This is a genomic window from Bauldia sp. (assembly GCF_965232525.1).
Taxonomy (GTDB): Bacteria; Pseudomonadota; Alphaproteobacteria; order Rhizobiales; family Kaistiaceae; genus Bauldia.
The window spans coordinates 4149913-4166290 of record NZ_OZ246980.1; the positions used below are offsets into that span (position 1 = coordinate 4149913).

17 protein-coding genes are annotated in these 16378 nt (G+C 62.9%); 8 read left to right on the plus strand and 9 right to left on the minus strand.

Annotation, left to right across the window (positions count from 1 at the left end; all coding sequences use genetic code 11):
- Positions 1-326: 326 nt before the first annotated feature.
- The 7 genes from ACO076_RS19655 to ACO076_RS19685 form a co-directional block, all read right to left on the minus strand.
- Entirely contained in the window at positions 327-1490 is a 1164-nt protein-coding gene (locus ACO076_RS19655) for an S-(hydroxymethyl)glutathione dehydrogenase/class III alcohol dehydrogenase (protein WP_421724504.1), read from the minus strand.
- Positions 1491-1517: 27 nt separating this feature from the next.
- Complete coding sequence (locus tag ACO076_RS19660; RefSeq protein ID WP_421724505.1) at positions 1518-2171, minus strand: DUF1826 domain-containing protein; 654 nt, start codon at positions 2169-2171, stop codon at positions 1518-1520.
- 335 nt (positions 2172-2506) lie between these two features.
- Positions 2507-3142: a DUF6969 family protein gene (locus ACO076_RS19665; RefSeq protein ID WP_421724506.1), complete on the minus strand. Its 636-nt coding sequence runs from the start codon at positions 3140-3142 to the stop codon at positions 2507-2509.
- Complete coding sequence (locus tag ACO076_RS19670) at positions 3139-3555, minus strand: hypothetical protein (RefSeq protein ID WP_421724507.1); 417 nt, start codon at positions 3553-3555, stop codon at positions 3139-3141. The genes ACO076_RS19665 and ACO076_RS19670 overlap by 4 nt, the downstream gene beginning before the upstream one ends.
- Before the next feature lie 4 nt (positions 3556-3559).
- Positions 3560-4798: a YeeE/YedE family protein gene (locus ACO076_RS19675; protein ID WP_421724508.1), complete on the minus strand. Its 1239-nt coding sequence runs from the start codon at positions 4796-4798 to the stop codon at positions 3560-3562.
- An 89-nt stretch (positions 4799-4887) separates the two neighbouring features.
- A complete protein-coding gene (locus ACO076_RS19680) occupies positions 4888-5799 on the minus strand; it encodes a sulfurtransferase (RefSeq protein WP_421724509.1) in 912 nt (303 codons plus the stop codon).
- A 301-nt stretch (positions 5800-6100) separates the two neighbouring features.
- Positions 6101-6481, minus strand: coding sequence for a nuclear transport factor 2 family protein (locus tag ACO076_RS19685; RefSeq protein ID WP_421724510.1), 381 nt, complete (start codon positions 6479-6481; stop codon positions 6101-6103).
- Positions 6482-6688: 207 nt separating this feature from the next.
- On the opposite strand from ACO076_RS19685, the gene ACO076_RS19690 reads away from it, so the two are divergent.
- Together ACO076_RS19690 and ACO076_RS19695 are read left to right on the plus strand one after the other, a co-directional pair.
- Positions 6689-7780, plus strand: coding sequence for a hypothetical protein (locus ACO076_RS19690; RefSeq protein WP_421724511.1), 1092 nt, complete (start codon positions 6689-6691; stop codon positions 7778-7780).
- A gap of 61 nt (positions 7781-7841) precedes the next feature.
- Positions 7842-8186, plus strand: a complete 345-nt coding sequence (locus ACO076_RS19695) for a VOC family protein (protein ID WP_421724512.1) — start codon at positions 7842-7844, stop codon at positions 8184-8186.
- 168 nt (positions 8187-8354) lie between these two features.
- Here the strand turns inward: ACO076_RS19695 and ACO076_RS19700 are convergent, their stop codons facing one another.
- Positions 8355-9467: a cellulase-like family protein gene (locus tag ACO076_RS19700; protein ID WP_421724513.1), complete on the minus strand. Its 1113-nt coding sequence runs from the start codon at positions 9465-9467 to the stop codon at positions 8355-8357.
- A gap of 167 nt (positions 9468-9634) precedes the next feature.
- Here ACO076_RS19700 and ACO076_RS19705 point away from each other — a divergent pair, with 167 nt between their 5' ends.
- From ACO076_RS19705 to ACO076_RS19730, 6 genes are all read left to right on the plus strand, one after another.
- Entirely contained in the window at positions 9635-10909 is a 1275-nt protein-coding gene (locus ACO076_RS19705) for an ABC transporter substrate-binding protein (RefSeq protein ID WP_421724514.1), read from the plus strand.
- Between the two features lie 75 nt (positions 10910-10984).
- On the plus strand, positions 10985-11929 hold the full coding sequence (locus ACO076_RS19710; protein WP_421724515.1) for a carbohydrate ABC transporter permease: 945 nt from the start codon (positions 10985-10987) through the stop codon (positions 11927-11929).
- 6 nt (positions 11930-11935) lie between these two features.
- Positions 11936-12760 carry a carbohydrate ABC transporter permease gene (locus ACO076_RS19715; protein WP_421724516.1) on the plus strand — a complete coding sequence of 275 codons (825 nt, stop codon included), beginning with the start codon at positions 11936-11938 and terminating at the stop codon, positions 12758-12760.
- A gap of 18 nt (positions 12761-12778) precedes the next feature.
- On the plus strand, positions 12779-13552 hold the full coding sequence (locus ACO076_RS19720; RefSeq protein ID WP_421724517.1) for a FadR/GntR family transcriptional regulator: 774 nt from the start codon (positions 12779-12781) through the stop codon (positions 13550-13552).
- A gap of 160 nt (positions 13553-13712) precedes the next feature.
- Positions 13713-14174, plus strand: a complete 462-nt coding sequence (locus ACO076_RS19725; protein WP_421726787.1) for a GNAT family N-acetyltransferase — start codon at positions 13713-13715, stop codon at positions 14172-14174.
- A 361-nt stretch (positions 14175-14535) separates the two neighbouring features.
- Complete coding sequence (locus ACO076_RS19730) at positions 14536-15369, plus strand: hypothetical protein (protein ID WP_421724518.1); 834 nt, start codon at positions 14536-14538, stop codon at positions 15367-15369.
- Positions 15370-15678: 309 nt separating this feature from the next.
- Here ACO076_RS19730 and ACO076_RS19735 read toward each other — a convergent pair whose 3' ends face one another.
- Complete coding sequence (locus tag ACO076_RS19735) at positions 15679-16347, minus strand: GNAT family N-acetyltransferase (RefSeq protein ID WP_421724519.1); 669 nt, start codon at positions 16345-16347, stop codon at positions 15679-15681.
- Positions 16348-16378 lie beyond the last annotated feature (31 nt).

Consider the following 16378-nt stretch of genomic DNA (forward strand, 5'->3'; position numbering starts at 1 on the left):
CGCAACGCCGGCCCCCACCCTCACCCCATATTCCGCCGTCACCTCCAGCGCCCGTGACACCCGCGATCAGCGTCACGATCTCCGGCGCGTAGGCGGTCAGCACCGCCGTCAGCCAGCGGCGCCAAACACGTTCGGGCTGCGGCAAGGGGCACGTCGAAGCGCTTGAGCAGCCGAACCGTGCCGGCGGCGGCCAGCCGGTCGTCGCCCGTCGCCCACGAATTTGACGATGAACGGTCGCGCCAGAGCCAGCCGCGCCAGAGCCAGCCGCACTAGGGCCAGCCGCGCTCGCGACGGGTGGCTTGGTGCGCGGCGCTAAAAACGCCGGTTCACGCCCGAACGATGTCTCCGGGCAGCGAATTCACCGTCATGGTGTCGCTCGGTTGGAAATGAATGACCGAGCGGATCGATTCCCCCGCCTTCAGGAGGTCGAAGGCGGTGTTGATCTGCTCATGGGTCATGTGATGGGTGATGTACGGGTCGACGCTGAAATCGCCGCGCAGCCATTCGTCGACCATGCCCGGCAGTTGGCTGCGGCCGAGGACACCGCCGAAGGCCGTGCCACGCCATACCCGACCGGTCACCAGCTGGAAGGGGCGGGTCGCGATTTCCTGTCCGGCGCCGGCGACGCCGATCACCGTGCATTCGCCCCAGCCCTTGTGGCACGCCTCCAGCGCGGAGCGCATGAGCTCGACATTGCCGACCGCCTCGAAGGTGTAGTCCAGTCCGCCATCGGTCATCTCGACCAGGACGTCCTGGATCGGGGCGTCATAGTCCTTGGGATTGAGACATTCGGTGGCGCCGAGGGCCTTGGCGAGCGGGAACTTCGCCGGGTTGATGTCGATCCCGATGATCCGCGAGGCGCCGTTCAGCACCGCGCCCTGGATCACCGCCATGCCGACAGCGCCGAGCCCGAAGACCGCGACCGTGGCGCCCGCCTCGACCTTGGCGGTGTTGCGCACGGCGCCGATACCGGTGGGAACCGCACAGCCCATGACCGAGGCTTTGGACAGCGGCGCGTCCTTGGTGATCTTGGCCACCGAGATTTCAGGGAGCACGGTGTACTCGCTGAAGGTGCTGGTGCCCATGTAGTGCAGAATCTGCTGCCCCTTGTACGAGAAGCGCGAGGTGCCGTCCGGCATCACCCCGGCGCCCTGGGTCTTGCGGATGGTCTGGCAGAGATTGGTCTTGCCCGACTTGATGTACGGGCATTCGGGGTCTTCGGGGACATAAAGCGGGATGACGTGATCGCCCGGCGCGACCGAGGTGACGCCCTTGCCGACCTCCTCCACGATCCCGCAGCCCTCATGGCCGAGGATACAGGGGAACAACCCCTCGGGGTCTTCGCCCGACAGGGTGAAGACATCGGTGTGGCAGAGGCTCGTGGTGACGATCCTGACGAGAACTTCGCCGTCTTTCGGACCTTCGAGGTCGACTTCTTCAATCTCGAGCGGCTGGTTGGGCGCCCAGGCGATAGCGGCACGTGTCTTCATTGTCGGATCTTTCCGTTGCTCATGAGTTCAGTGCATGGATGGCCGAACCGGGAATGCGCCCGGGTCTTTGACAGGGTCGAGAACGAGCAGGAGCCGTGTCTCTCCGGTGCCCTCGATGGGTGGCGAGCGATGCAGCAGGCGCTCGTGCTGACGGTCTGGCCAAAGCGTGCCGCGCAGCAGGATGGGCGCACCGGTCGGCACCGTGAAGACCGATTGCGGCTCGGCCGCGTCGATCGATAGGCCGTACTGCGTGCCCGTCCCGCGGTAGGTGCAGATGAGCCGCGCCGTGACCGCGTCGACATGAAACTTCCGGCAGGCGTTGGTGGAAATAACATCAAGGCGTAGCCGCATATACGGTACGCTCATCAACTCGGCGAAGAGTTCCGCCAGGGCCGCGACATCGTCGATCAGAAGAGCCCTTTCGGGGCAGTTCGGCGTGCCACACACCTCGCAGATCTCCGATGCCGTGTTGCGGGCATCCTCGGGCCGCAAGATCACCCGCGCGCGCGGCAACTGCTCGGGCTTCAGCGTGTCGATCCAGGACTGGAACCGCGCGAGCGGTTGGCGCTGCCAGATGACCGCGGAACATCCCGGCTGATGGATCGCGCCGAGGCTCTCGGGTGTCTCGGCGACACCCACGGGGATGGACGTGTCCGCTTCTGTCTTTTCCAACAGGGTCACGGCGCGGCCTCCGTCCGTCGCGCGGCCGTCAATGGGTCGGGGGGAACCGGCAGGGTCTTTCCCGAAACAGGCGGTCTTTGAAGCGGTCGCAATGGGTGCCTTTCTGGCTTCTTGGGCTGATCGACGACGGGCCCCGGCCACCGTCGACTGCGTTGCTTAGCGGAGAGTTTTGGAAGGCGATGACTTGCACATCAGTTGCCAAGACGATGGCGAGCGCTCTCCTCCCGCCGACGCCAAGCTTGTCACCTGTATGTTATATCGTAACATTGCCGAAGAGGCTACGGAGAAGTGCGTTCTGCACATCCGCGCCGCGCCAAAGCCGCCGGCGGCTCCGGTCAGGTTCCCCCCTGCCCCACCGTAAATTCCGCCGTCACCTCCAGCGCCCGTGACGCGCGTGGGTCGCTCCCATCCTCCGGCCGATGCGCGGCGATCGCCGCGTCGCGGGCTTCGATCAGCGTGACGATCTCCGGTTCGTAAGCGGTGAGCACCGCCGTCAGCCAGCGGTTCACCAGATAGTTCGGCTGCGGCATGTGCACGTCGAAGCGCGGCAGAAGCGCGATCGTGCCGGCGGCATCCAGCCAGTCGTCGCCGACCACCCACTGGTTGACGGTGAAGAGCCGGGTCAGTGCCCCTTGGGCGTCGACGCCGACGGCAACCAGATGATGGATCGGCCCGTCGGGCCCGGCCGGCCGGACGAAGCAGTGGAAATGGCCGTGCTCGCCGCTGCCCCCCTCGGCGCCGGCCGCCGCGGTCGACCCGGCCCCCACCGGCACCGATGGGTCGTGGCAGTGATAGAACCAGTGCGCCCCGCTCTCCGGGTCGAAGACCTCGCCGGCCGGATATTTGGTCCAGGCGTCGGGACGGGCGACGCCGCGCAGCGTCTCGGTGAGTACGGTGGCGCCACCCTTGGCGAGCACGGCGGCGCAGAAGGCGATCTCCTGGCGCGCCGTTTCGCGCTCAGGCTGGCTCACGTATCCCGGTCCGGGGCGAGGTCCGGCGCTTCCGCCGCCCCCTCCGGCAGCCGCGCAGGCGGCGGCGGAGGTGCGGCGCGCGTGGTCTCGGCCGGTGGTGGCGATGCGGGGGGTGGTGGCGGAGCCCGCTTTTCGGTCTCCGCAGGCTGCGTCGGCGGCGGCGGTGGCGCCGCCTTGGGGGCTTCGGCGGCGCAGGGCGATGCGGTCGGCGCGCCCGCGGCGCACGGCGAGGCCACGGCGGCGCCTGCGGCACACGGGGACGCGCCCGCGGTGGCCGGCGTTGCGGTCGCCATCGGCGCCGTCGCCATCGGCGCCGGCGCGGGCACGCCGTAAACGACGTGGTCGATCACCACCGCGGCGGTGGTCACGGCCAGTGCGGTGGCGAACAGCGCGGTGTTGCGGCCGGTGCTCATCGCCTCACGCGGCCTTCCGCTTGAAACCGTCGAGGCCGAACAGCGGCCGCGCGGCGACGCCGACCAGCGAGCCAGCGAAGGCGGCGGCGAACCACAGCCAGCCGTGCAGGCTGCCCGAGGCGATGCCGGAAAACAGCGCGCCGATGTTGCAGCCGAAGGAGAGCCGGGCGCCGTAGCCCATCATGAGCCCGCCGAGCGCCGCGGCGATGAACGAGGCCAGCGGGATCGCCGCCTTGGGCGCGAACTTGCCGGCCAGCGAAGCGGCGAGTGCCGCCCCGAGGATCAGGCCGAAATCCATCACCGACACCGTGTCGGCAAGCACCGAATTGGAGAGCGCCTCGGCCTGCGCCGGCCAGGTCCAGAACGTCCAGGTCTCCACCGGCACGCCGAGGACGGAAGCGATCTTGGCGCCCCACAGGCCAAAGCCGTAGGTGATCGACCACGGGTGGCCGGCGACCAGCAGCGTCGCGACGTTGAGGAGCGCCAGCACCAGCCCGGCGCCGATCAGCGGCCATGGGCCCACCACCAGCCACTGCCAGCCCGGCCGCCGCGGTCCGGGCTCGCGCTCGATGTCGCCATGCGCCCGCCGCTCGATGACGACGGTAACGACGGCCACCGCCGCCAGTGCCGCCACGGTCAGCGCGACGCCTGCCGGCAGCCCCAACGATGCGCCGAGGCTGACCGGCGGCAGGGACGGCAGTTCCAGCCACCAGGGCAGGTGCGCGGTGCCGACCACCGCCCCGACGATGAAAAACGCCAGCGTCACCAGCATCCGCGCCGAGCCGCCGCCCACGGTGAACAGGGTACCCGAGCCGCAGCCGCCGCCGAGCTGCATGCCGAGCCCAAAAATCGCCGCGCCGACCAGCACCGAGACGCCCACTGGAGCGATGGCGCCGACCAGCGGTTCGCTACCGACGCTGCCGGCAGCGATCAGCGGCATCATCGCGACCGCCGCGACGCCGACCATCAGCATCTGGGCGCGCATGCCGCGGCCGCGGCGTTCCACCACCATCCGCCGCCAGGCGCCGGTGAAGCCGAACGCGCCGTGATAGAGGGCGACCCCGAGGCCGCCGCCGATCAGGAACAGCGTCGCCTGGCGCAGGTCCACCGACCACCAGATGGCGATGCAGCCGGCAACCAGGAACGCCGCCGCCACCGTCGCCGGGCTGCGGTCGATCGAAACCTCAGGCAGAAAGCCGCCCGTGCGGGGCGGCTCAGACCGTGCAGCTACGCTCTGCGCCATAACAAGACGCCTCCCACAACCAAACCGGCGAACTTGACCGGCGCCCGGGGCCTACCCCGCGCGCCGGGTTGGATCGCCGGGCCGGAACCTTACGAGCGCGGCGGATCGAGCGGCCGCGCCGGGTCCTGAGTATACTCCGCCATGGAGCCGTCATACATGGCGGTGTTCTCGTTGCCGAGAACCTCGCTCAGGCCGAACCAGGCCACAGAGGCCCAATGCCCGGTGTTACAGAAGGTGATGTTCGGATCGGCCGAGCCGACACCGACCGCCGAGGCGAGCGCCGCGACCGTCTCCGGCTGGGCGAACGTGGCGTAGTCGCTGGAATAGAACTCGCTGTGCGGGATGTTGACCGAACCGGGGATGGTGCCGGGCGCAGCCGCGACCGGGCTCTTGGTTTCGCCGCGATACTGCGCCTCCGGCCGGCCGTCGACCAGCTGGGTTTCGTTGTCGAGCGCGGCGAGCACGTCGTCGGTGGTCGCCAGCACCGCGTCGTTGACCGTCACGGTGAATTCGGACGCCTCCGGGGTCGCCGGTGTCGCCACCCGCGCGCCGCCGGCCGCATCGTATTGCCGCCAGCCGCCGTCGAGGATCGAGACGTCGTCGTGGCCGAGATACTTGAACGTCCAGTAGACCCGGGTGGCGGAGCCGAATTCGGTCGAGTCGGTCCCCCACGGCACGATCACCACGTGGTCGTCATTGTCGATGCCGAGGCTTTCGACCAGCGCGGTAACGTCCGCGATCGACGGGATCTTGCCGGGCACCCCGTCGATCTCGGTGCGCCAGCCGGCGGTGTTGTAGGGAGCCGAGACCGCGTTGGCGATGTAGGGGGTATCGCCGAGATCGGTATTTTCGACGTCGGCGCGGATGTCGACGATGACGAGATTGTCGTCACCGGCGTTCTCGATCAGCCAGTCGGCGGAGACGAGCGGGCCGGCGTCGAGGGCGAACGCGGGCGCGACGAATGCGGTCGTCGCGGCAAGAGCAAGGGCAAAACGTGTCACGGGCCGTGGTCCTTCTGTTCGTCGCCGTCGGGCGGCGTCGGGCGCGCCCTCCGGCTTCAGGATGACGGTCATGAAGGTAGGAACGCCCCGCCCCGCCGACGAGGTACCGGACACTCACCGACGACGGATTCGGAGAATGGTTTTGCGTGGGGGGGGTGGCGTGGATTATGGATTTAGCTGCTACAGTCACGAAGCGGATCGCTTGGGAATTCGACGAACTCTATGGTGGGTCGGGGAGAGTTCGAAGCCACGCGGGAAGTTCCGCTCATTAGCGACATCCTACACCCACCAACCGCCCCGCTTATCCCGCCGCCGTATAGGCCGACGGGATATCCCAGACCTCCTTGACCCGGCCGTCGACGATCCGCCACACGACAACCACGTCGATGGTGATGTCCTCGTCGTCCATCGTCAGGCTGTTCCGGGTCTGGACGACCACCAGTTCGTCGCCGACCGGCGTGACCGCCACCGGCTCGACCCGAAACGTCCCCGACGACATGGTGGCCAGCGTCTGGAAGAACCGCCCGATGCCGGCGAGGCCGACATAGTCGCCTTCCATGTCCGGCAGCCGCGGATTGAAGTAGTGGAACACCACGTCCTCGGCGAACACATCGGTCGCTGCGGCCATGTTCCGGGGGTCCAGCCGCTGGATCAGCGCGACATTGGGATGGACGTCGGACATCGGTCGGCTCCTCTCTCTTGGCATGAAAATCGCGGAAACAACCGCTCCATAGCGCGGTCCGACCCATCGCGGCTTGATGGGCGTCAATCCGGCTTGGCGCCCGCCGCAAGCGATGCCAAGATCGGATTGCGGTCGGGTTGCATCAGAGCCGCGATAGCGAACGCGAAAAGGACGCGTTGCGCCGGAAACGCGAGGGGACTTGAAACCATGCGTCGCAATACGAACCGGAAGCTCGTGTCGCGTCTCGCGGCAGCCCTCCTCCTCGCCGCCTCCGCCGCCATCCTGCCCGCCCACGCCGACGACGCGCCGCCGACGGTGGTCACCGTCACCAGCCCGCTGATCCCCTGGATCGGCACCCGCGACCGGGCGCTGCCGGGCTCGATCGACACCATGCGCCAGCCCGAGGCGACGCTGACCGACTTCCGCCGCTTCGCGGAAGCCTTCGTCGCCGGCGACACCGAAACGGCGCTCGGCCTCCAGGGCAAGATCAACTACCAGATCACTGCCGCCGCCTTCGAGGGCCAGACCTATTTCGTTGCCATGGACGAAAGCGGCGCCGGCATCGGCCCGACGCTGGTGCTCAATCCGGCCGCGACCCGCGAGCTGATCCTCGAGGCGCCGCACGCCAGCTTCGAGCTCGGCTCCGGCGAGCAGGGGGCGTTGCTGATGGCCCGCCTCGGCGCGCGGGCGACCCTGATTGGCGGCGCCCACCGCTGCGCCTCGCGCACGCCCTCCACCTGCGACGGCAGGACGGGCGTGTGCGGTACGCTCGAAGCCTATCGCGATTCCGACGCCGCCCACGCCATCTTCTCCCGCTTCCAGGTGGCCCATGAAGTGCTGGTCGACGCCCACCCACAAGCGGTGGTGATCTCACTGCACGGCAAGGCGGTCGACACCAAGGGCGCCCGGACCGAGGTCATCGCCTCCAACGGCATCGAGAAGAATTCGGACCCGGATCACGCCACCGCGGCAACCCAGCTCCGCCTGGCGCTTGCCGATCACTTCCCCCGCCCCGGCGCGCTGGTCTCCTGCAATTGGCCGGCCGACCAGTCGTTCGACTACCGGACGCTCTGCGGCACCACCAACATCCAGGGCCGCTACGTCAACAAGGACCCGGACATCTGCAGCGCCGGCACCACCACCGGCACCGGCCTGTTCATCCATCTCGAACAGGACTGGCCGATGCTGACCCCCTTCCACAACAACTGGCCGACCATCGACGACGACACCTATTTCAACGCCCTGGCCGCGGCGCTGGAAAAGGTGGAACGGATCAAACCGGTGGCAGCCAGCGACTAGGGACGCGGACTCATAAACACCCAGCCACGGTCGGATGGCCGCTGGCTTAAGGAGCGCCGAAATGAGGATTGCACAACCGACACCGGAACTCCCGGTGCCAGATGTGGCCGCCGCGCAGGACTATTATCGCGAGCGCATGGGATTTCGCGTCGAATGGCACAACAAAGAGGGCGGGATCGGCGCCGTATCGCACGGTGATTGTGCGATTTTCTTCCGGGAAACTAAAGGCGATATCCATCCTGGAACGTTCTGGATATTCACCGAGAATGTCGATGACGCCTTCCTGGAACTCGGCAGACTGGGCGCGGATATCGTCGAGCCGATCGATAACAAGCCATGGGGTATGCGTCAGTTCACCGTGCGGGACTTATGCGGAAATGTGTTTTACTTCCATCATGACATCTGAACCTGCCAAGAACGGCCGCGGCTGAGTTCGGAACGTCCGACACGTGCGCACCGCTTCGCCGCGACAAGGGGATCCCAGACGGGCCGCACGAACGGGGGTCCCGCGCAACACCGAAGGCGCCGGCTATCGGTGATGATGCCCGCGGAGCCGGACGCGACGGAATTCCTGTCATCCACCTGGAAGATCGGCAGCCTTGATCTCATCGGTCAATGCGCGATGCCATGATATGTCGCGCCACATGCCGCGATATTGCGGGCCGCAGAAGTTGCTGGTTGCAATCGCACTCCAGCGGCCGGTTGCAGCGGCATTTCGGGTTCCGAGCGCGCAGATGTTCTTGATCCACTCCCAGTCGGCCATCGGCCAGTCCCGCCAGTTGATCACCGCCCAGCATTCGGTGGTGATAACCGGCTTGCCGTGTCGCCGTGACCATTCGGCCGCCTTTTCGATCCAGCCGGTCAGGACGGCGTGGTATGTTGCCCTGTCAGACAGGTAGAGCGACTCGGCCTCACGAACGAAGCGATTGAAGTCGCGGTTGGGGTCCGAATAGCTGAAACCTGCCTTCTCGGCGAAATCGCTGAGCGCCGGATGGGCCATCCAGATATGCGGCTCGAGAAAATCCAGCGGTTCAAGGTTCATCTCGTCCCAATCGGCGAATTGATCTGAAAACGACATCGTATAGTCGAGGGCCGGGTAAGCCGCCCGCACGCCACCGATCGATTCCGCCATCCATTCGGTCAAACGTGGCCCGGCCAGCCGCTCGGCCTTCACGTCGCGGTCCCTGCCATAGAGAAACGGCGCCCACTTCGGATGGGGAAACTCATTGCAAAGATCGACATACAGAATGCTGTTCAACAGCCGTGGGTCAGCCTCTTCGACGAACCGCAGCGTGGCGATCCAGAGGTCGGCGTGCTGTTTGGCCGAGGCGATATCCATGCGCGCATGAGTCGGGTCATCCTTGAACCAGGTCGACATCCCAACGACGATGCCGCGATCGCGGCACTTGCCGATGAACGCGATCAGTCCAGGGCCCGGCTCGATCCACAGATCGCCAGGCGTTCCCCAGTCGCCGGTCTGTTCATCCGATGAGACCAGCCAGCGTCCGTTTGGGTCTTTGCCGATGAAATGGGGATAGCAGTCGATGCGTACTGCGTCGTAGCCGCGTTCGACCAGCTCATCGAGCGCCTGATCCCAATCCTCATATCCTGCCCCCGGCCAACGCCGCTCCAGCCAGGAGAAGTCCCACATCGTAATCGCGCGGGGACGCTTGAGATCCGCGAGCATTGTCATCCTCCCTCAGCGCAACCTTTGCAGCACCGGCGCCGACACTTTGGTTTATGCTGTAGGATAGCTTAGCGCTATTTTGATTGATAGGACAATAGCCCGATGTTATACGAATGGTTGATACCTGAAGGGCATCAAAGCGTTGATCATGAGGAGGAAGCAGGACAATGAGGATTTCTTCAACCGTTCAAAGTCGAAGCGCGTTGGCCGCGATCGCCATGTCACTGGCGATCACCGGGACAGCCGCCGCTGAGGACACAACGGTCAACTGGGTGCACATCGAAACCAATCCCGGCACGCTCGAAGCCTTCAACCAGATCGCCGAGAGCTTTGAGGCAGCGAATCCCGGCGTCGATGTCCGTTTGCAGTTCATTGAGAACGAGGCGTTCAAGTCGCGCCTGCCTACAATGCTGCAATCAAACGACGCGCCTCACATCTTCTTCAGTTGGGGTGGCGGCGTCATGGCCGAGCAGATGCGCGGCGGTGTCCTGAAGGATTTGAGCCAGGACGTGGATGATGAGTGGCGGTCGTGGCTTTCCCCGGGCCCGCTGAACGCGTTCCAGATCGATGGGGCGGTCTACGGAGTGCCGGTCCGCACATCGCTCGTCGGTTTCCTCTACAACAAAGACCTGTTCGATCAGGCCGGTGTTGTCGCCGAAGAAATAAAGACCTGGGACGATTTTCTCGCCGCGGTAGCGAAACTCAAGGACGCCGGCATCACGCCAATAACGATTGGCGGAGCGGAAGGCTGGCCGCAGCACTTTTTCTTTTCCATGCTGACGATGCGGATCGCCGGCAATGAGACATTCAACGCTGCGCTGAATGGAGATGGCGCGAGTTTCACGGATCCGGAATTCGTTCGGGCGTTCGAAGAACTTCAGGCGCTCGCGGAACTCGAGCCGTTTCAGACGGGTTGGCTGGGAACCCCCACCCAGGACACCTACGCCGCCTTCGGCAACGGCGACGCTGCCATGATCTTTCAAGGCGACTGGGCGATCGCGGCACAAGCAAGCAACTCGACATCCGGCGAGGGTGTGAAGGGGCTTGGATGGATGCCCTTCCCCATCGTTGAAGGATCGGATGTTCCACAAACGGAGACCTTCGGTGGGATCAACGGTTGGCTGGTATTCCGCGATGCGCCCCAGGAAGCGGTCGACTTCCTGCGGCATTTCTCACAGCCCGAGAACCTGACGCTAACCGCGACCCGAGGGAATTGGGTCCCGCCGACGCCCGGCATCGCTGACGCACTTGACGATCCCTGGAAGCGGATGGTCGCCGAGGGCATCGCCAATTCCAGCTATCATCAAAACTTCTTCAACGTGATGTTTGCCGAAGAGACCAATCGCGAGCTCCTCGATATCGTCACCAACACGATGACAGGGGACTATACCCCCGAGGCCGCCGCCGAGGCGTTGCAGTCGTCATGGGAGTTCAGCCAATAGCAACGACGTCCCTGTCTGGTCGGGCGGTGTGATGCACCGCCCGATCCTCTGGCGGCCTGGCCTGAGGCAGATGCCATGACTGTTCAGAACACGACGGCATCCCACCCGCGGCCGGGAGGTATTGCCGCGACGTGGCGGCGCCTCAATCGCCCCCGCGGCCTATCGCGAAACACGCTGACAGCGATCGTCTTCGTCGGGCCCGCGATCGCCCTGTTCGTCATCTTCGTGGTACTGCCGATGGCGGAGGCGTTTACGTTCAGCTTTTACCGCTGGTCGGGCTATGGCGAACTTGGCGACTGGGTCGGCCTCGCCAACTTCGATCGGATGTTCGGCCATCCCGTCTTCGACCGTGCGCTACTGAACAACTTTCTCATCATCCTGATTTCGCTGTCCGTCTCGCTGCCGCTTGCGTTCATGCTGGCTGTGTTGCTGGCTGACCGCTTCCCGACGGTTTCGGTTTTCCGGGCGATCTTCTTCATCCCCTACATACTCGCCGATGTCGCTGCCGGACTGATCTGGCGCTATTTGTATGACGGTCAATACGGCATCGTCGCCGCGACGGCGCAGGCATTCGGGGCCGAGGCACCATATGTTCTCGCCGACCGGGACCTGGCGATTTACGCCGTACTGTTGGTCGTTGTGTGGAAGTATTTCGGACTGCACATGATCATCTACATAGCCGGGCTACAAAGCATCCCGCGGGAGGTCCGTGAGGCGGCCTTTTGCGATGGCGCCGGCTGGTGGACGACGTTGCGGCACGTGACCATTCCCATGACGGGCCCGACAATACGGCTGACGGTGTTCTTCTCCATTCTCGGCTCGCTGCAACTCTTCGATCTGATCATACCGTTGACCGGTGGCGGCCCGCAGAATTCGACCCACACATTGGTCACCTACCTCTACACGTTCGGGATTGTCCGGTTGAACATTGGTTTCGGCAGCGCGGTGGGCGTCGTGTTGTTCCTGATCAGTATCGTGTTCGCGTTCTCATACCGGCGCATTCTGATGCGCAACGACTGACGCCTCATGAAGACACTCGTCAACCCCTGGATCCGATACTCAATCCTCGTCGTGTTCGCGCTGCTGGTGGTCGTGCCGTTCGCCTCGACGATCTTCGGCGGGTTCAAGACCTTGGGTGAGCTGCAATCCAATCCGCTCGGCCCGCCGGCGAATTGGACCTTTGAAAACTATGCCGCGATCCTGTCCGGCGACCGCTTCCCGTCGTACATCTGGAACTCGCTCTACATCTCGTTCCTGACCGTCTCGCTGACGCTGATCGTCAGCGCGATGGCGGCCTTTGCTTTCGCTCAGATTCGTTTCTTCGGCAGTGCGATGCTGTTGAATTTCCTGCTTCTAGGGATGCTGTTTCCGGTCGCGACCGGCATCCTGCCGTTGTTCCTCCAACTGCGTGATCTCGGCCTGCTCGACACCTATTGGGGCGTCATCCTGCCCCAGATCGCCTTTGGGCTGGGGATTTCGGTCCTGCTGATGCGACAGAGTTTCGTCGCCCAGCCAGGAGATTTGTGGGAAGCGGCGCAGATAGACGGTTGCTCGTACTGGCGATTCTTCCTGAGCGTGACCCTGCCTTTGGCCCTGCCGATCCTGACCACGGTCGGCGTGATCACGCTGATCGCCAGTTGGAATAACTACCTCCTTCCGCTTGTGGTGCTGAACAGCGAAGACACCTATCCTTGGCCACTGGGGATCATGCGGTTTCGCAGTGAGTTTGGAACGGAATGGACGCTTGTCCTGGCGTTCGTGAGCCTGACGATCGTTCCGGCGGTGCTGCTGTATGTCTTCGCGCAGAAATTCATTATTGCCGGGCTCACCGGTGGTGCGGTGAAGGGATGAGCGGATGGAGAATCGACAATGACCGTGCGGCCGTCGGGCAGCGTTGACATGTTTGGCAATGGCGCCAGCACCGTCGATTTCATGCACCGCCCGCAAGACGGTGGCGCTGGTTCGCTGACCGAGACGGTCGTTCGGACGGTGCTGCAGTTCATCTTCGACAACAGAATGAGCCCGGGCAGCGCTTTGCCGAGTGAAATCGAAGTCGCGAAAAAACTCGGAATCAGCCGTGGGGTGGTCCGCGAAGCATTCCGCGGCCTCACCAGTCTGGGGATCGTCGAGACCGGAAATGGCCGTTCCCCCCGGGTGCGCAAAGCCGATGGCGACGTGTTGGCGCTTCTGACCGAATATGCCGTCCAGACCGAGCAGGTGACAATTCAGCAGATCATGGACGTCAGGCAAGTCATAGAAGCTCGGATCGCCCAACTCGCGGCCATGCATCGATCCGAGCGCGAGGCTGACGCGATTCTCGCCAGCGCCGACGCGCTCGCGGCAGCGCAAGGCGATGTGTTCGAGATGACCCGTCGAGACATCGACTTTCATCTCCTGCTTGCGAAGGCGGCGCGCAATCCGTTCATGCGCCTGCAGGTTGAGAGCTTCAAATTCGTCATTGAGCGAACGGGCCCGCTCGGTTGGCAGTGCCGAACGACCGACGCCGAAGTGACCTCTCAGATCAGGGTTCACCGTGAAATTGCCGAGTGCGTCAAGGCCCAGGACACAGAGGGTGCCGTGGCGGCGATGAGCCGCCATTTCACCGACACATTGCGTGTTCTCGCGCAGGCCGGGATCAACTAACGACATCCGCCCGGCTGGACGAAGCCGGGCACGCTTTGACCGCCCTCGACCAGAACGTGGCGGAGGCACGGCAGCCTTGTCCGCAAGGCCGGCCGGCCGCTAGGCGCTCTTAGCGGACCTTGCTGTCTTCCGGCAACGATCCGCGTGTTATGCTTTGCTGATGCGGATACGACCGGTGGTGGCAGGCCGAGAGGCAATCAGTCGGGAGGTGCTCTCCTGCCTTCCCGAGTGGTTCGCAATACCGTCGGCACGCGACGCGTATGTTCAACATGCCGCTCGGAACGTAATGTTCAGCGCAGATGCGGACGGCGGCACCCTCGGATACGCCTCGATAGCTGATCACTTCGGGCGAAACTGCGAAATTCACTCAATGGGCGTTCTCCCGGAGTGGCACCGGCGCGGAATCGGCAGGGCTTTGATCGACACCGCCGCCAGATGGGCGGTGGAGCGGGGCTACGAGTTTCTTTCCGTGAAGACGCTTTCAGAGGCCCATCCCGATCGGAATTACGCGGGAACGCGCCGTTTCTATCACGCCATGGGGTTCGAACCTTTTGAGGAACTGAAGGGTTTGTGGGGACCGGATCTCCCGTGTCTCCTGTTGGTCAAACGAATAGGGGAATGACCGCTTCATCCGCAGCGCCGACATGGAGCGGCGAACGGATCGATCTCGGAGCCGTGCCGAAGGCGGAGATTGGCAATCGGTGTGCATGAGTCCGCGGGCCTACGGACCGCCGCCCTCGCCGCCCGGTCGCGGCGATCGACGACGACAGCTGTTTCAACGCCCTGGCCACATCGCTGGAAACGGTCGAGCGGATCAAGCCAACGGCGGCCAGCGACTAAGCCGTGGACTCATAGACACGCACTCCAGCCGGGCGGCTGCTTCGAGGCCATCATTGACTGATACTATGGGTTGCATCATTGTCGGCGCTCTAGCATAAGACTGGTGGCTTAGCATCGCACGAATCGATACCTGAGGTTGCTTTGTGTTTAAGTTTGGCGCCGTCATAGGATTTATTGGAAAAATTGCGCAGATCTGCGCGCTGATTAAAATCATTAATTTGTATTTTGGATGCGAATACTTCAATTTTTTTATTTATATCTTGGATGCATACACTTATTTTGTTGATTTCGTTTTTGAGAATATTGAGCCCATATTGCATCAAATGATGGGATTTTTGTTTAATTTCGATTTTACGCCTTACGAACAGTGGCGACATATTTTCGTATTTTTATCTATATATTATGCTTCGGAAGTAAAAACAGATTTCAATAGAAAACCTCGTAGACCTATCAACGGGTGGGTCAACATCATCCTGGGAACAATTATTACTGTGGCTACCTCTGTTGTGTTAGGTCTGGTCCCGGCTGAAAGCAGCACGGACAGTTTCTTTTTGGCAATCGCGGCGCCAGCGGGCTTTTTGGTTTTTGCCATGTCCGCCACACTTCTCACCACGACTTTCTATCGACCTGATGAGCAGAACTGGAGTACTTCCTTTGCCTACAACCTCAGAACCACGTTGTTTCCCTATATCGCGTTTTATTTTTTCTCGGTGTTTGCAGCTTTTGCCATAAATTCTGCAGCTGGCGGGCTGTTGGGAGCCATAGCGTCGATTCCGATATTCGTTTTTCTAGCGTCAATTTGGTGGCTTGGAAGAGGAATTTGGCTATCCATTTACGATCGAGGATGCGGAGAACGGCAGTTCAATAGATTTATCCGCGCCGGCGGCACTAAAACAGCGTTTAGCGTGTTAATTGTCATAATAGGTACTGTTTCGACTGCAGTTCTGTTTTCAAATAAGGACTCTTGTTTAGTCTAATCTAATCTAATCTAATCTAATCTAATCTAATCTAATCTAATCTAATCTAATCTAATCTAATCTAACAAGACGACTTCAGCGACTGAATATAATCACTGGGTTATTTACTGCGAACGGCGATTATCTCCGCGGTGCCGAAATGAGCGGCGAACGGATCGATCTCGACAGCCGCCGCTCACCGTCCGGTGGCAGCGATCCACGCGGGTGGTGTCGTGATGGGCGTGCCCATCGGCGAAGGTCCGCGGCCCAGTCCTTCACCAGTGTTCGCCCCGATCCGGGATGCCCTAGGTAGGTTACCCAAAGGGGCCATTAGCCGCTCTTTGGTGGGCGGATCATCGGATAAAGTGTTGGAGAACCGCCAGCCTGTATCTGGTCGAGCGGCTTGAAACCATGGCGAAGATACAGTGACAGATTCCGAATATTTGAGGATTCGAGATACGCCGAGGCACCGTGATCATCGCATCGCTGCAGCGCCCGGCTCAGGATTGCGTCACCGTAACCCTTTCCGGTGAACGCCGGGTCGGCTCCGATCATCGGCAAGTACCAGACCGGTTCCTGCGCCGCATGACACGCCGCCATCTTCGCAAACAGCTCCGCCAGATCGTCGCCGATTTCCGGCGAGATCGTGCTCTCAAAAAGCGCATTGATTGTACCGGTATCCGGTTCCGCACCTGGCGGCAGCCAGAGCGCGGTCGCGCGGTGATGACCGGCGACATACGCCGTTCCAAGATCAATGGCGGAGCCGCAAAACGCTTCGACGAACCTCGGCATAAACGCCATATAGACGTCCGCGTCCGGCCAGATCCAACGACTCAGCGGATCACTGAGAAAAGCAAGCGTGATCGTCTGGAAGACTCTGTCGCGTTCATCTGGTGCCGGAACATAAACACCACCATCCGTTTCGCCTTGCCCGCTCGTCCAACTGTCCTGCGGGTTGTTCTGGGCCGTTGAGCCCGCCTCCAGCGCATTGTCGTCCATGTCGTCACCTTTTCTGTTTGTCCCCGGTGCC

Excerpts from the sequence above, each read along its gene's own strand:
- ACO076_RS19655 (WP_421724504.1), bottom strand. The coding sequence starts at position 1,490 with ATGAAGACACGTGCCGCTATCGCCTGGGCGCCCAACCAGCCGCTCGAG.
- ACO076_RS19670 (WP_421724507.1), bottom strand. The coding sequence starts at position 3,555 with ATGAGCACCGGCCGCAACACCGCGCTGTTCGCCACCGCACTGGCCGTG.
- ACO076_RS19675 (WP_421724508.1), bottom strand. The coding sequence starts at position 4,798 with ATGGCGCAGAGCGTAGCTGCACGGTCTGAGCCGCCCCGCACGGGCGGC.
- ACO076_RS19685 (WP_421724510.1), bottom strand. The coding sequence starts at position 6,481 with ATGTCCGACGTCCATCCCAATGTCGCGCTGATCCAGCGGCTGGACCCC.
- ACO076_RS19690 (WP_421724511.1), top strand. The coding sequence starts at position 6,689 with ATGCGTCGCAATACGAACCGGAAGCTCGTGTCGCGTCTCGCGGCAGCC.
- ACO076_RS19695 (WP_421724512.1), top strand. The coding sequence starts at position 7,842 with ATGAGGATTGCACAACCGACACCGGAACTCCCGGTGCCAGATGTGGCC.
- ACO076_RS19700 (WP_421724513.1), bottom strand. The coding sequence starts at position 9,467 with ATGCTCGCGGATCTCAAGCGTCCCCGCGCGATTACGATGTGGGACTTC.
- ACO076_RS19705 (WP_421724514.1), top strand. The coding sequence starts at position 9,635 with ATGAGGATTTCTTCAACCGTTCAAAGTCGAAGCGCGTTGGCCGCGATC.
- ACO076_RS19710 (WP_421724515.1), top strand. The coding sequence starts at position 10,985 with ATGACTGTTCAGAACACGACGGCATCCCACCCGCGGCCGGGAGGTATT.
- ACO076_RS19715 (WP_421724516.1), top strand. The coding sequence starts at position 11,936 with ATGAAGACACTCGTCAACCCCTGGATCCGATACTCAATCCTCGTCGTG.
- ACO076_RS19720 (WP_421724517.1), top strand. The coding sequence starts at position 12,779 with ATGACCGTGCGGCCGTCGGGCAGCGTTGACATGTTTGGCAATGGCGCC.
- ACO076_RS19725 (WP_421726787.1), top strand. The coding sequence starts at position 13,713 with ATGCGGATACGACCGGTGGTGGCAGGCCGAGAGGCAATCAGTCGGGAG.
- ACO076_RS19735 (WP_421724519.1), bottom strand. The coding sequence starts at position 16,347 with ATGGACGACAATGCGCTGGAGGCGGGCTCAACGGCCCAGAACAACCCG.